The 12,572-nt window shown below is 70.4% G+C and carries 13 protein-coding genes; 10 read left to right on the forward strand and 3 right to left on the reverse strand.

Going from position 1 to position 12,572, the window contains the following annotated elements:
• The first annotated feature begins 10 nt into the window (after positions 1–10).
• From QQ657_RS40305 to QQ657_RS40320, 4 genes are all read left to right on the forward strand, one after another.
• Positions 11–157, forward strand: coding sequence for a hypothetical protein (locus QQ657_RS40305; protein WP_284747615.1), 147 nt, complete (start codon positions 11–13; stop codon positions 155–157).
• An 80-nt stretch (positions 158–237) separates the two neighbouring features.
• Positions 238–1,155: a cation diffusion facilitator family transporter gene (locus tag QQ657_RS40310; RefSeq protein ID WP_284747616.1), complete on the forward strand. Its 918-nt coding sequence runs from the start codon at positions 238–240 to the stop codon at positions 1,153–1,155.
• A gap of 87 nt (positions 1,156–1,242) precedes the next feature.
• On the forward strand, positions 1,243–2,769 hold the full coding sequence (locus QQ657_RS40315; RefSeq protein WP_284747617.1) for an amino acid permease: 1,527 nt from the start codon (positions 1,243–1,245) through the stop codon (positions 2,767–2,769).
• A gap of 262 nt (positions 2,770–3,031) precedes the next feature.
• Entirely contained in the window at positions 3,032–3,691 is a 660-nt protein-coding gene (locus tag QQ657_RS40320) for an LPXTG cell wall anchor domain-containing protein (RefSeq protein WP_284747618.1), read from the forward strand.
• Positions 3,692–3,751: 60 nt separating this feature from the next.
• Here the strand turns inward: QQ657_RS40320 and QQ657_RS40325 are convergent, their stop codons facing one another.
• Positions 3,752–6,010 (reverse strand): hypothetical protein, encoded by a 2,259-nt coding sequence (locus tag QQ657_RS40325; RefSeq protein ID WP_284747651.1) that lies wholly within the window; start codon positions 6,008–6,010, stop codon positions 3,752–3,754.
• A 93-nt stretch (positions 6,011–6,103) separates the two neighbouring features.
• On the opposite strand from QQ657_RS40325, the gene ahcY reads away from it, so the two are divergent.
• From ahcY to QQ657_RS40350, 5 genes are all read left to right on the forward strand, one after another.
• Positions 6,104–7,576 carry an adenosylhomocysteinase gene (ahcY, locus tag QQ657_RS40330; RefSeq protein WP_284747619.1) on the forward strand — a complete coding sequence of 491 codons (1,473 nt, stop codon included), beginning with the start codon at positions 6,104–6,106 and terminating at the stop codon, positions 7,574–7,576.
• A 111-nt stretch (positions 7,577–7,687) separates the two neighbouring features.
• The gene (locus QQ657_RS40335) at positions 7,688–7,975 is read left to right on the forward strand and encodes a FitA-like ribbon-helix-helix domain-containing protein (protein ID WP_284747620.1); all 288 of its coding nucleotides are present in this window, start codon (positions 7,688–7,690) and stop codon (positions 7,973–7,975) included.
• A complete protein-coding gene (locus QQ657_RS40340) occupies positions 7,969–8,418 on the forward strand; it encodes a type II toxin-antitoxin system VapC family toxin (RefSeq protein WP_350310743.1) in 450 nt (149 codons plus the stop codon). The genes QQ657_RS40335 and QQ657_RS40340 overlap by 7 nt, the downstream gene beginning before the upstream one ends.
• Entirely contained in the window at positions 8,415–8,756 is a 342-nt protein-coding gene (locus tag QQ657_RS40345) for a VOC family protein (protein WP_284747622.1), read from the forward strand. The genes QQ657_RS40340 and QQ657_RS40345 overlap by 4 nt, the downstream gene beginning before the upstream one ends.
• A 127-nt stretch (positions 8,757–8,883) precedes the next feature.
• Complete coding sequence (locus QQ657_RS40350; protein WP_284747623.1) at positions 8,884–9,273, forward strand: YjdF family protein; 390 nt, start codon at positions 8,884–8,886, stop codon at positions 9,271–9,273.
• Here QQ657_RS40350 and QQ657_RS40355 read toward each other — a convergent pair.
• Positions 9,270–10,730, reverse strand: a complete 1,461-nt coding sequence (locus QQ657_RS40355) for an MFS transporter (protein ID WP_284747624.1) — start codon at positions 10,728–10,730, stop codon at positions 9,270–9,272. The genes QQ657_RS40350 and QQ657_RS40355 overlap by 4 nt on opposite strands.
• A 49-nt stretch (positions 10,731–10,779) precedes the next feature.
• On the opposite strand from QQ657_RS40355, the gene QQ657_RS40360 reads away from it, so the two are divergent.
• The gene (locus QQ657_RS40360) at positions 10,780–11,385 is read left to right on the forward strand and encodes a TetR/AcrR family transcriptional regulator (protein ID WP_284747625.1); all 606 of its coding nucleotides are present in this window, start codon (positions 10,780–10,782) and stop codon (positions 11,383–11,385) included.
• Here QQ657_RS40360 and QQ657_RS40365 read toward each other — a convergent pair whose 3' ends face one another.
• Complete coding sequence (locus QQ657_RS40365) at positions 11,386–12,384, reverse strand: hypothetical protein (protein WP_284747626.1); 999 nt, start codon at positions 12,382–12,384, stop codon at positions 11,386–11,388. It abuts the gene before it with no gap.
• Positions 12,385–12,572 lie beyond the last annotated feature (188 nt).

The raw sequence follows: 12,572 nt of genomic DNA on the forward strand, positions 1-12,572 counted from the left end.
AGGGACGACTTTGACGGGGTACACGCGCTGGAAGGACGTCCGCGCGACGCACGTCGAGCGGGCCGGTGGTGAGGAAGCCGTCGAAGCCGGCAAGCAGGAGCTGCTCGCCAGGCGATCCACTTCGACGACGGCGACATCGCGGCCATCGCCTGAGTGAACTCCCGGCCGGTGGCGACCCGGCACCGCCGCCCCTATTACGCTCCACCCGGACATTAAGGACCAACCAGGGGAGCGGTCGTGTCAGCTGGAGGCGGAACCAAGGCGATCATCGCCGCGCTCGGGGCGAACGCCGGGATCGCGGCCGCGAAGTTCGTCGGCTTCCTCGTCACCGGGTCGTCGTCGATGCTGGCCGAGTCCGTGCACTCGCTGGCCGACACCACGAACCAGGGCCTGCTGCTGCTCGGCCAGAAGACGTCGAAGCGGGCGGCCGACAAGGAGCACCCCTTCGGCTACGGCCGCGACCGGTACTTCTACTCCTTCATCGTCGCCCTGATGCTCTTCAGCCTCGGCTCCGCCTTCGCGATCTACGAAGGCGTCCACAAGGTCGGCCACCCCGAACCGCTCGAGTCGCCGATCGTCGCCGTGATCATCCTGCTCGTCGCCGTCGGCCTGGAGGGCTACAGCTTCTACACCGCCATCGGCGAGTCCCGGAAGATCAAGGGTGACGCCACCTGGTGGGGCTTCATCCGCCAGGCCAAGGAGCCCGAGCTCCCCGTCGTCCTCCTCGAGGACGCCGGCGCGCTGATCGGCCTGGTCCTGGCGCTGCTCGGCGTCGGGCTGTCCGTCATCACCGGCAACCCCGTCTGGGACGGCGTCGGCACCCTCGCGATCGGCGTGCTGCTCGGTGTCATCGCGATCATCCTGATCGTCGAGATGAAGAGCCTGCTCATCGGCGAAGGCGCCACCGAGGCGATGCTCGCGACGATCGTCGACGAGCTCGCCGCGGGCAAGGTCGAGCGGGTCATCCACATCCGCACCCAGTACATGGGCCCGGACGAACTGCTCGTCGCGGCGAAGCTGGCGATGGTCCCCGGCCTCGACACCGCCGAACTGGCCTCGGCCATCGACGACGCCGAGGCCCGCGTCCGCGCCAAGGTGCCCGTCGCGCGGCTGATCTACCTCGAGCCGGACCTCGACCGCAGCCTCGCGAAGTAGGCCCGAGCCGTTCGGCGAGCCGTCACGCGTCTGACCCGATAGGGTGACCTACCGCGATACACGCAGGCCAGCGGCAGGAGGTCAACGGTGCCCGGAACGGGATTGTGGCGCACTAAATCGATCGAACAGTCTATTTCGGACACCGACGAACCGGATACCAAGCTCCGGCGGAACCTGAGCGCGTGGGACCTCACGGTGTTCGGTGTCGCGGTCGTCATCGGCGCCGGCATCTTCACGCTCACCGCGCGCACGGCCGGTGACTACGCGGGCCCGTCGGTCTCGCTGGCGTTCGTCTTCGCCGCGATCGCCTGTGCGCTGGCAGCGCTTTGCTACGCGGAGTTCGCCTCGACCGTGCCGGTCGCGGGCAGCGCGTACACGTTCTCCTACGCCACGTTCGGCGAGTTCATGGCGTGGATCATCGGCTGGGACCTGATCCTCGAGCTCGCCGTCGGCGCGGCCGCGGTGTCGAAGGGCTGGTCGGTCTACCTCGAGACGGTGCTCGGCTACCTCTTCGGCAAGGGCACCAAGACGACGTTCGACATCGGCAGCGTCACCGTCGACTGGGGCGCGCTGTTCGTCGTGGCGGTCCTGACGACGCTGCTGACCGTCGGCACGAAGCTGTCTTCGCGGGTCTCGATGGTGATCACCGGCATCAAGGTCGCCGTCGTGCTGTTCGTGATCATCCTCGGCCTCTTCTACATCAAGGGCGCCAACTACTCGCCGTACATCCCGCCGGGCTCGACCGGCGGTTCGGGCGAGACCGGCGTCGACCAGTCGCTGTTCTCCCTGATCGCGGGCGGTGCGAGCAGCTCGTTCGGCGTCTTCGGCCTGCTGGCCGGTGCCTCGCTGGTGTTCTTCGCGTTCATCGGCTTCGACATCGTCGCGACCACCGCCGAGGAGACGAAGAACCCGCAGAAGGCGGTCCCGCGCGGGATCATGGGCTCGCTGGCGATCGTCACCGTGCTGTACGTCGCGGTCTCGCTGGTGGTCGTCGGCATGACGTCGTACAAGGACCTGGCCACTTCGGCCGGGGACGGCAGCCACAAGACCCTCGCCACGGCGTTCTCCGCGAACGGCGTCGACTGGGCGGCCAACATCATCTCCTTCGGCGCGCTGGCCGGCCTGACCACCGTCGTCATGGTGCTGATGCTGGGCCAGGTCCGGATCATCTACGCGATGTCGCGTGACGGCCTGATGCCGCGCAACCTGGCGAAGACGGGGGAGCACGGCACGCCGAAGCGCGCGACGCTGATCGTCGGCGGCCTGGTCGCGCTCGCGGCCGGCTTCTTCCCGGCGGACAAGCTCGAAGAGATGGTCAACGTCGGCACGCTGTTCGCGTTCGTGCTGGTGTCCGCGGGCGTGCTGATCCTGCGCCGGACGCGCCCCGACCTGCCGCGTGCGTTCAAGGTGCCGCTGGTGCCGCTGATCCCGATCCTGGCGATCATCGCCTGCCTGTGGCTGATGCTGAACCTGACCGTGCTGACGTGGCTGCGGTTCGTCGCCTGGATGATCATCGGCGTGCTGATCTACTTCGGCTACAGCCGGCGGCACTCGCTGCTCGGCAAGCGGCAGGCCGACGGGCTCGACAAGCCCGTCAAGGCTCCGGAGGCCTAGCGTCACCCACCCGTTCGTGAAGCCCCGCCGATCCGCGTTCGCGCAGGTCGGCGGGGCTTTTTCGCGGAACTTCACATCGGACGATCTTGCGTTTCGTGCCTAAAAGGGGACCCGGTGTAGCCGGTCGAGTGACGTGCGATACCTTTCGATCCTTCGCGTGCCACTGACGGGTGAATTACAGCAGCGTGATTCGCACACTCGGTGGCTTTGCGACCCCAGATTTCGCAAGTGCTCTCTCCCCCGCCGGTATCAGGAGTTCTGAATGCGTAGTCGTACTTTCCGCGGCGCCGTCGCGATCATGGCGCTGACCACCGCCGCCCTCATCGGCACTGCCGGCTCGGCGCTGGCCTGCCACAGCGACGACAACCGCCCGCACCCGACGCCGGGCAAGGCGACGCCGTGTGCCGAGGGCACCGACCTCAGCCAGAGCGACGTCGACTTCAAGATCGTCAAGAACCGCCTGAACATCTCGAAGGTGAACGAGGGCGTCACCGTCAAGCGGATCGTCGTCATCGGTGGCGACGACGGCTTCAACGACTACACCCCGGGCGCCAAGGGTCTCGAGAAGGCCGCGCCGTGGAACGACCTGCGCGCGCCGTTCAGCCGCAACGGCCGCCAGGCCGACATCGAGAAGTGGTACCTCTGCGGCACGAAGACCAAGCCGACCGAGACCACCAAGCCGTCGACGAAGCCGACCGAGACCACGAAGCCCAGCGCTCCGGCGACCTCGGAGACCTCGGTCTCGCCGGCCAGCACCACCGCTCCGGCCGTCGTCCCGGCGGGCAACGAGTCCGGCACCGGCGGCGGCCTGGCCAACACCGGTTTCGACAACATGTGGCTCGTGTGGATCGCGGCCCTGCTGATCCTCGGTGGTGGCGGCCTGCTCGCGCTGCTGAAGTTCCGCCGCAAGGCTTCCGAGTAAGCCTGACCTGAAGTGCCATGAGGGGCACCTTCACGGACATCAAGTCCATGAAGGTGCCCCTCATGGCTTTCCGGGGAAGTCCCCGAAGAGCAGACCCTGCTCGCCGATGGCCGGCTTGCCGAGGCCGGCGGCCATCGCGACGGCGTGGTCCCACTCCGCGTCGACTACGTAGTCCTGGTGCTTGAGCACCCCCGGCGCCCAGCGGTGCCGCCCGGTCGGGCCGCGCAGCGGGTCCGGCAGCCAGTGGTCGCCGCCGAGGATGAGGACGCCGTTCGCGTCGGCCTTCGCTTTCAACGGCCCGGTGCCGCCTTCGGGCTGGTAGCCGACGCCGTAGAGCTGCCGGTCGGAGACCTCGTGCCGCCAGGTCGTCACGCCGCCGCCGAAGATGTCGGTGCCCCGGCACAGGGCGCGCCAGCGGCCGTCCAGGTCGGCGAAGAGCGTCTCGAGCGACTCCTGCGGGAGCAACGCGGGGAAGGCGCGCTGGTAACCCCACTGCAGCGGGGAGCCGGCGGTGAGCACGCCGACGCGTTCGAGGTCGGCCGCCGGCAGCTCGGCCGCCAGCCGGGCGGCGGCCATGACCGTGAGCAGGCTGCCGAGGTTGTAGCCGGAGAGCACCACGCGCGTCCCCGGTTCGGTGAGGTGCTCGCGCGCCCGCGCGGCCAGTTCCGGGACGACTTTCAGCGCGTAGCACGGCGGCACGGTCGGGTGCGCCGCCCGCGGCCAGAAGCAGACGAGGTCGGCCAGCGCCCCGAGGTGCCGGCTGCGCTGCGGGGTCCGCGCGGCCGTGTAGACGACACGCAGCAGGCCTGCGGCCAGCGCGCCGAGCGCGACCACGCCGATCGCGGACAGCGGCCCGAACCAGCCCGGGACGAGCCCGAACCCGAACCGCAGCACCAGCAGCGCCGCGCCACCCGCGGACATCGCCGACGCGACCGTGAGAGCGAGGTGGTGCAGGTGCCGCCGTTCCCACGCCGAGCGCGCCCACGCCGCCGCGGCCTGCGCCTCCTGCCGCTCGTCGTGCTCCATCAGCCCGACGATCTCCGGGATGCCCCGCCGCACCCGGCGCAGCGGGACGGCGACCGCGAAGCCCAGCGCGGCGAGCACCGCGGCCAGCGCCAGCCCGGCTCCCCACAGGACCGTGACCAGCAGGTACGTGTCGGGAACGCGCAGGAGTTCCGCGCCGGAAAGCCGGCGCAGCGCCTCGGCGAGGCCGGCGCCGAACCCGCCGCCGAGCAGCCCGGCCAGCGCGAGCACCGGCGCGGCCGCCCAGCCGCCCAGCCACGGCCGCAGCCGGCGCGGCTTGTGCACCCACCCGGACCGGGCCAGCAGCGCGGCCGGGACCAGGAACAGCGCGAACAGCACCGTGACGGCGACCAGGGCCGCGCCGAGCCCTTCGACGACGCCGTTGGTCCCGGGCAGCGGACCCGGGCCGGGCCGCAGCCGCACGGCGGCCACGACGACGAGCAGCGCGGCCAGCGCGATCACGCCGGGGCGGGCGAACCGGCCGGTGTCGACGCCGATCGCGGCCGCGACGACCGTGGCGAGCACCAGCGCCAGCGTGATGATCCACACCACCAGGTCGAAGACGTCGCCGGGCACCCGGAACGGCCCGCCGAGCAGTAGCAGCGCGACCGAGACCAGCGCCGCGACCGTGTGCAGGCAGCGCAGCGCCGGGGTGTCCGGGTCGGCGCGCATCCGCAGCGGGCCCCCGGTGAGGTCGCCGTCGGCGTGCACCGCCCACGTTGCCGAGGAGATCCGGTGCAGCACGAAGATCACGGCCAGCAGGGGCACGACGCCGACCGCGATCCGCGCCGGCACCGAGCGGAGGACGTCGGGGACCACGGGCAGGCAGCCGGACCCAGGGGCGAGGCACTGCGTGGCGAAGAGGTCGAGCGCGATCGTCGCGAGCTGGCCCATCAGCAGCATCGTGAGCAGCAGCGCGCTGACGCGCAGCAGGCCGCGGCACACCGCGCCGAGCACGCGCGGCAGCCGTCGGCCGGGCGGGGCCGGCGGCAGCATCCAGAACGCGACGTTGGCCAGCGAGAACGGGAACAGCAGTGCCCAGGTCGCCTTGGCGGCGCCGCCGGAGGTCATCCCGTGCCACAGGTAGCCTTCGAGGGTCCGCGGGATCGACCGGCCCAGCGCCGGCAGCACGGGCCCGGGTGCCGGCCGCCGCAGGCGGTCGGCCGGGCGGATCACGCGGCCCAGCCCGTCGCCGGCGACGTCGACGGTGGACACCGCGTCGAGCAGCGTCTCGCCGCTGGTGCCGACGAGTCCGGCGACGCGGATTTCGACGACGCGGGTGTCCGGGCCGGGCATGGGCACGGTGAAGGCCTCCTACGCGATCCTGGGGCAGGTCGAGCGGACAACGGTAGTGTTCGGACGTCATCGAGTCTTGGAGGAATCGCCACTATGCCCCCCGAAAGCGTTGCCAAGCGGCACCAGACCCGCGGCGGCATCGAGTTCGCCGTCGCCGACCTCGACGCCGCCGAATTCGGCCGCAAGGAGATCCGCCTCGCCGAGCACGAGATGCCGGGCCTGATGGCGCTGCGGCGCGAATACGCGGAGGTCTACCCGCTGCGCGGCGCGCGCGTCTCCGGTTCGCTGCACATGACCGTGCAGACGGCCGTCCTGATCGAGACGCTGGTCGCGCTGGGTGCCGAGGTGCGCTGGGCGTCCTGCAACATCTTCTCGACGCAGGACCACGCGGCCGCCGCGATCGTCATCGGCCCGCACGGCACGCCCGAGGAGCCCAAGGGCGTCCCGGTCTTCGCATGGAAGGGCGAGTCGCTCGAGGAGTACTGGTGGTGCACCGAGCGGATGCTCACCTGGGACGGCGAGGGTCCCAACATGATCCTCGACGACGGCGGCGACGCCACCATGCTGGTGCACAAGGGCACCGAGTTCGAGAAGGCCGGCGTCGTCCCGAACCCGGACGAGAACACCTCGGACGAGTTCCGCGTGTTCCTCGAGCTGCTGCGCGACTCGGTCGCGGCCGACACCGGCAAGTGGACCAAGATCGGCGAGGGCATCCGCGGCGTCACCGAGGAGACCACGACCGGCGTGCTGCGGCTGTACCAGCTCGCCGCGGCCGGTGAGCTGCTGTTCCCGGCGATCAACGTCAACGACGCGGTGACGAAGTCGAAGTTCGACAACCGCTACGGCATCCGCCACTCGCTGATCGACGGCATCAACCGCGGCACCGACGTGCTGATCGGCGGCAAGGTCGCGGTGGTCTGCGGCTACGGCGACGTCGGCAAGGGCGCGGCGGAGTCCCTGCGCGGCCAGGGCGCGCGCGTGGTCGTCACCGAGATCGACCCGATCTGCGCACTGCAGGCGGCGATGGACGGCTACCAGGTCCGCACGCTGGAGAACGCGCTGCCCGAGGCCGACATCGTCATCACGACGACCGGCAACAAGGACGTCGTGCTGGTCGAGCACATGGCGAAGATGAAGCACCAGGCGATCCTGGGCAACATCGGCCACTTCGACAACGAGCTCGACATGGCGGGGCTCCAGCGTTACCCGGGCATCCGGCGCATCAACATCAAGCCGCAGGTCGACGAGTGGATCTTCCCGAACGGCAACACGATCATCGTGCTGTCCGAGGGCCGCCTGCTCAACCTGGGCAACGCGACCGGGCACCCGTCGTTCGTGATGTCGAACAGCTTCTCGAACCAGGTGATCGCGCAGGTCGAGCTGTTCACCAAGTACGAGGAGTACGACAAGGAGGTCTTCCGGCTGCCCAAGAAGCTGGACGAGAAGGTCGCGAAGATCCACCTGGACGCTCTGGGCGGCGAGTTGACGAAGCTGACCAAGGAGCAGGCCGAGTACATCGACGTGGATGTCGAGGGGCCGTTCAAGGCGGATCACTACCGGTACTGAGGTAGCTGGGTTTCAGCAGGTCAGGGCCGCCCCGAACGTGTTCGGGGCGGCCCTTTTGTTCTGCGCCCTGAACAGTGATAGCACGAATGGGTGACGTGTTATCATTGGGGGGTGAAGCAGTTGATCACGAGGATCGACGACGAGCTGCACGCCCGGCTGAAGGCGCGAGCCGAAGCTGAAGGGCGCAGCATGAACGACCTGGTCACGGAAGCGTTGAGGGGCGTAGTGGCGAAGACCGAAACCCGAGCGGAATGGAAGCGGCGGCTCATCGCCGAAGGCAAGATCGTGCACGTGGAGCCGCCGGCTCACGTGCCGACCCTCGATGAAATCGAGGACCTGTCCCGAGGTTGGGGCACGGCTGTGAGCGAAGCGCTCGACTGGACCCGAGGGGAGTGGTGACCGTGCTGTACGTCGACACCAGCGCGCTGGTCACCGCCTACCTGCCGGACGAACCGGAGCACGACAAGTTCCGCGAGCTGCTCCTCGAAGGCGATGGCCCGATCGTGAGCAGCGACTTCACCCGCATCGAGTTCGCCGGCGCCATGACGGCCGCCAAGCGGACCGGCCGCATCCCTGATCCCGCGGCGGTGCTGGCGCACTTCGATCACCTCGCCTCCCCGGAGGGGGACCTGGTGCTCATCCCGTTCAACCCGGACCGGGTCATCCCCGCGGCGCGACGGCTGGTCACCGAGAACTACCCGGTGCGCACCCTCGACGCGATCCACATCGCGGTCGCGATGCACTCCACGGCCGAACTCACCGGCGGTGAACCGGTCACCTTCGTCACCCGGGACCAGCGTCAGGCCGATGCCGCGAAGGCCAACGGATTCGAGGTGCTGTGACCGTCGAACTCTTCGCCGGGATCGCCGTCCGCGACTTCAACGGCGCCCTCGCCTGGTACGAACGCCTCTTCGGTTCCCCGCCGACCTTCGTTGTGCACGACACCGAAGTCCTCTGGGAAGTCACCCCGCACGGATCCGTCTACGTCGTGCAGCGGCCCGAACGTGCCGGCCTCGCCATGCACACCCTGTTCGTCGAGGACCTCGATGACCGCGTCGCCGGGATCTCCGCCCGGGGCATCGAGCCGGCCGATCGGGAAACCTACGACAACGGCGTCCGCAAGATCATCTACCGCGATCCCGAGGGAAACGAGCTCGGCATCGGCGGCGGACCCGCGTAACCTCGACACGTTCTTGGCTTCACGAACCTCACGGCCCGGTAGGTAGTCCGGGCGGTCCGCAAGGACTCGTTGTCCCGCACGGGAAACCGGTGGCGCCAGGCTGATCCGTCACGCCTGGAGGTTCCCGATGCACGGGGTGTTCACGCTGTACCACGACGGCCGGTTCTGGGTCGGCGTCTACGAAATCCACGAAGACGGCCTGGTCCGGGCCGCTCGTCACATCTTCGGCGCCGAGCCGAACAACGCCGAACTCGCCGCCTTCGCGGCCGGCCACGACTTCGTTCGCCTGGCCGACAAAGCGCGCGAGGCCCCGCCGGTTCCGGAGCAAAAGCGGCGCCCAAAGCAAATGAAGAGCGAGGACGGCATCGGCACCGCCGCCCAGCGCGCGCTGAAGGAGGCGACCGCCGAGCGCGCGGGGGAGAACAAGGCGGCCCGCAAACGTCGTGCGGCCGCCGAAGCGACTCGCCGCCGCGCGCTGGCCAGGGCGAAAGCCCGCGCCAAGCACCGCGGTCGCTAGGCGCGCCGTGACCGGACGAATCCCCAGGCGACGAGCGCCGCCGCCACGATCGTGAGCGTCAGGCCCGCCACCGTCACGGCCTCGCGGAACTGCGCGGTCTGCTGCGCGCTCCAGTGCGTCGTGGCGATGTCGCCGGTGAACAGCGCGGCGAGGATCGTGCCGGTCGCGGCGATGCCGGCGCCGGAGGTGACTTCGGTGGCGGTGTCGGTGAGGGCCGCGCCGATCGTCGTGCGGTTCTCCGGCAGGCCGCGCAGGACGTTGACGCCGGCGACGACGCCGACCACGCGCATCCCGGCCGCCACGAGCACCAGCGCGAGCGCCACCCACAGGTAGCCGAACCGGCTCAGCAGGCCGTACACGGCGAGCCCGGCCACGACCGCCGCGGCGCTGATCCACGCGGCTCGTTCGAGGCCGGCGCGGCGCACGAACGGGCTGACGAACGCGCCACCCGCGACCAGCACCACGACCTGCGGCAGCATCCCGGCGGCGGCGAGCGCGGGCGGCCAGCCCCAGTCGAGCTGCAGCTGCAGCGTCACCAGGTAACCCAGGCCGGCGGTCGCCAGCCCGGCGGCGGCCTTGAACGCCAGGCCGCTGGACACCAGCGGGTGCGCGACGAGCTTCAGGTCCAGCAGCGGATACCGGGCCGACCGCTCGCGGACGACGAACAGGAACGCGGCGACGACGGCCGCGGCGGTGGCGGCCCAGGGCTCCCAGGCGCCGGCTCCCTCGTTCACGAACAGCGTGGGGGCGACGAGCGCGAGCACGACCGCCGCCGTGCCGAGCACCGCGCCGAGGACGTCCACCGGGTCACGGTGGAGGCTGGCCGGGTCGTCCGCGGCGATGCCGAACCACACGCCGGCGAACGCGAGTGCCGCGACCGGCACGTTCACCAGCAGCAGGACCTGCCACGGCGCGATCGCGAGCACGAAGCCGCCCGCGGTCGGGCCGATCGCGAGCCCGACCAGGCCCACGGTCGAGATGAGGGTGGTCGCGCGGACGCGCAGGCCGTCGTCGCCGAACAGCCGGAAGGCCAGCGCCATCGAGCCCGGGGTCGTCATCGCGGCCGCGACGCCCATCGCCACTCGCACGGCGATCAGCTGCTCCGCGGTGCCGACGAACGCGGTCGCGAGGCTCGCGACGCCGAGCAGGACCAGGCCGATGAGCATGATCCGCCGCCGGCCGAACCGGTCGGCCAGCGCGCCGAAGGCCAGCATCAGCCCGCCGAACACGACCGCGTAGGCGCCCGTCACCCACTGCAGGACGGTCGTCGACGCGTGGAGCTCGCGGCCGATCGTGGGCAGCGCGACGTTGAGGATCGAGTTGTCGAGCATCTCGAAGAGGAACACCGCGGACAGCCCGGCCAGGGCGATCCACGCTTCGCGCAGCGACTGCGGGGAGCGCGGTGCCGGGGCGGACGGTCCGGCGGCGAGAATGCCGGTGGTCTGTTCGGAGGACATGCCACTAAGTTAACTGACTAAGTTTAGTGACACAAGGGAGTGTGATCCGATGCCCAGGACCGGCGAGCGTGGCGGGCCGCAGACGCGGGCGAAGATCTCGCAGGCCGCCACCCGGCTGTTCCTCGAGCGCGGGTTCGACGCGGTCACGGTCGCCGAGGTCGCGCGGGAGGCCGGGGTCTCGAGCGTGACCGTCTTCAAGCACTTCCCGCGCAAGGAGGACCTGCTGCTGGACCGCCAGGTCGACGCGGCCGACGTCCTGCGCTCGGCGGTGCGCGACCGCGCTCCGGGCGTCGACGTGCTCGAGTCCCTGCGCGAAGCGACCCTCCGGCTCCTCGACGAGCGTCACGGGCTGTCCGGCGTCGCCGACGGGGCGATCCCGTTCTTCCGGACGGTCGCGGCGTCGCCCGCCCTGATCGCGCGGGTGCGGGAGATCGGCGCGGACCTGCAGCGGCTGCTCGCCGACGAGCTCGCGGGCGACCGGGACTTCGACGACGACGGGCCGCTGTTCGCGGCGTTCTTCATCGCCGGTTACGCCACGGTGCTGGTGCAGACCGCGAGCTGGCTCATCGACGGAGGCGAGCCGGACGTCGTGGCGGCCGACCACCGCGAACGGCTGGAGCGGCTGTTCGTCGCCTTGCGCAGCGGCGTGGTGTGATCAGTTCCACTCGACGGCGACGCCGGCCAGCCCGGGCCCGGCGTCGTTGAAGAACGCGCTGCTCACCCCGCCCATGTCGCACGCCAGCTCCTCCGCCACCACCGGCAGGGCGTCGTCGCGCGCCCGGACCTGGCGGGTGCAGCGGGCCGGCAGCGCGTTGCGGTCGAAGCGCAGCTGGACCAGATAGCTCGCGCACCGGTCGCGGAGCATCCGGTAGTAGCCGGGGGACGCCGAGCCCGAGTCGTCGCGGACCTCGTAGCAGAACACGTGGATGTCGCCCTCGGCGAGCTTGCGGTCGAACAGCAGCTCCGTCGCCATCGTGTCCGCGTCCGGGTTGCGGCGCATCCGGCCGATCCGGCAGCCCTCGTCGGTGATCAGCTCGACGTCGTCGATCCGGCAGCCCGGATCGCCGTTGTAGACCGTCAGGTAGCGGTCCGGGCCGTGCCGGCGCGCCCGCGTCACCAGCCGCGTGCGCAGGCTGACCTGGCGGTGCTCCGCGTCGAACGTGATCGTGTCGTGGACCGACAACAGCTCGAGGTCGGCGTTGTAGTGGTTCGACGACGGGTACGCGCCGAGCTCGGCGAGCAGGTCCTCGACGATCGACCCCATGTCACCGGAACGCAGGTCGTGGAACGACGCCGCGGGCTGGTGGCCGCGGCGGACCAGTCGCGGTCCGATCAGCACCACGAGGGCGTCCGCGGGCAGCTGGAGGACCGATTCGAGGGCCCGGACCGCCGGGAGCGCCTTGGGCACCTCGGGCTGGCGCAGGCCGCGTTGCCAGTAACTCAGCGTGGACTGTCCGATTTGGACCCCGCGCAGCGCGAGGTGCGCGCGCAGCCGCGCGAGCGAGAGGCCGCGGTAGGCGATCGCCAGTCTCAGGGCATGGTGGAACTCGCCGGTGCGGAGCGCCTCGGTCAGCTCTTTCGGCAGTTCGGCGACCGATGCCCGGGTCGTACGGGCGCCATCGATGATCAGTGGGAGGTTCCCGTCTTGTGCCACCGCTCGTCCCTTCACCCGACCAGTGTGTGCGCTGGGCGTGAACACCGCGGAACGTTCACGTTAGCAGCGTAGAGTGCCCGGGCCGACCCCCGTTCAGGGTGGTTGGCCTCGTTGTGGTCACTGTTCCGCGTTCCGGCTGTGACCCGGAACGGTCCGTTCCTCCGGATGGCGTTCTTGCTCCTTGTGAC

Source organism: Amycolatopsis ponsaeliensis (assembly GCF_030182635.1).
GTDB classification, from domain to species: Bacteria; Actinomycetota; Actinomycetes; order Mycobacteriales; family Pseudonocardiaceae; genus Amycolatopsis; species Amycolatopsis ponsaeliensis.

Excerpts from the sequence above, each read along its gene's own strand:
- QQ657_RS40320 (WP_284747618.1), top strand. The coding sequence starts at position 3,032 with ATGCGTAGTCGTACTTTCCGCGGCGCCGTCGCGATCATGGCGCTGACC.
- QQ657_RS40325 (WP_284747651.1), bottom strand. The coding sequence starts at position 6,010 with ATGCCCGGCCCGGACACCCGCGTCGTCGAAATCCGCGTCGCCGGACTC.
- ahcY (WP_284747619.1), top strand. The coding sequence starts at position 6,104 with ATGCCCCCCGAAAGCGTTGCCAAGCGGCACCAGACCCGCGGCGGCATC.
- QQ657_RS40350 (WP_284747623.1), top strand. The coding sequence starts at position 8,884 with ATGCACGGGGTGTTCACGCTGTACCACGACGGCCGGTTCTGGGTCGGC.
- QQ657_RS40355 (WP_284747624.1), bottom strand. The coding sequence starts at position 10,730 with ATGTCCTCCGAACAGACCACCGGCATTCTCGCCGCCGGACCGTCCGCC.
- QQ657_RS40360 (WP_284747625.1), top strand. The coding sequence starts at position 10,780 with ATGCCCAGGACCGGCGAGCGTGGCGGGCCGCAGACGCGGGCGAAGATC.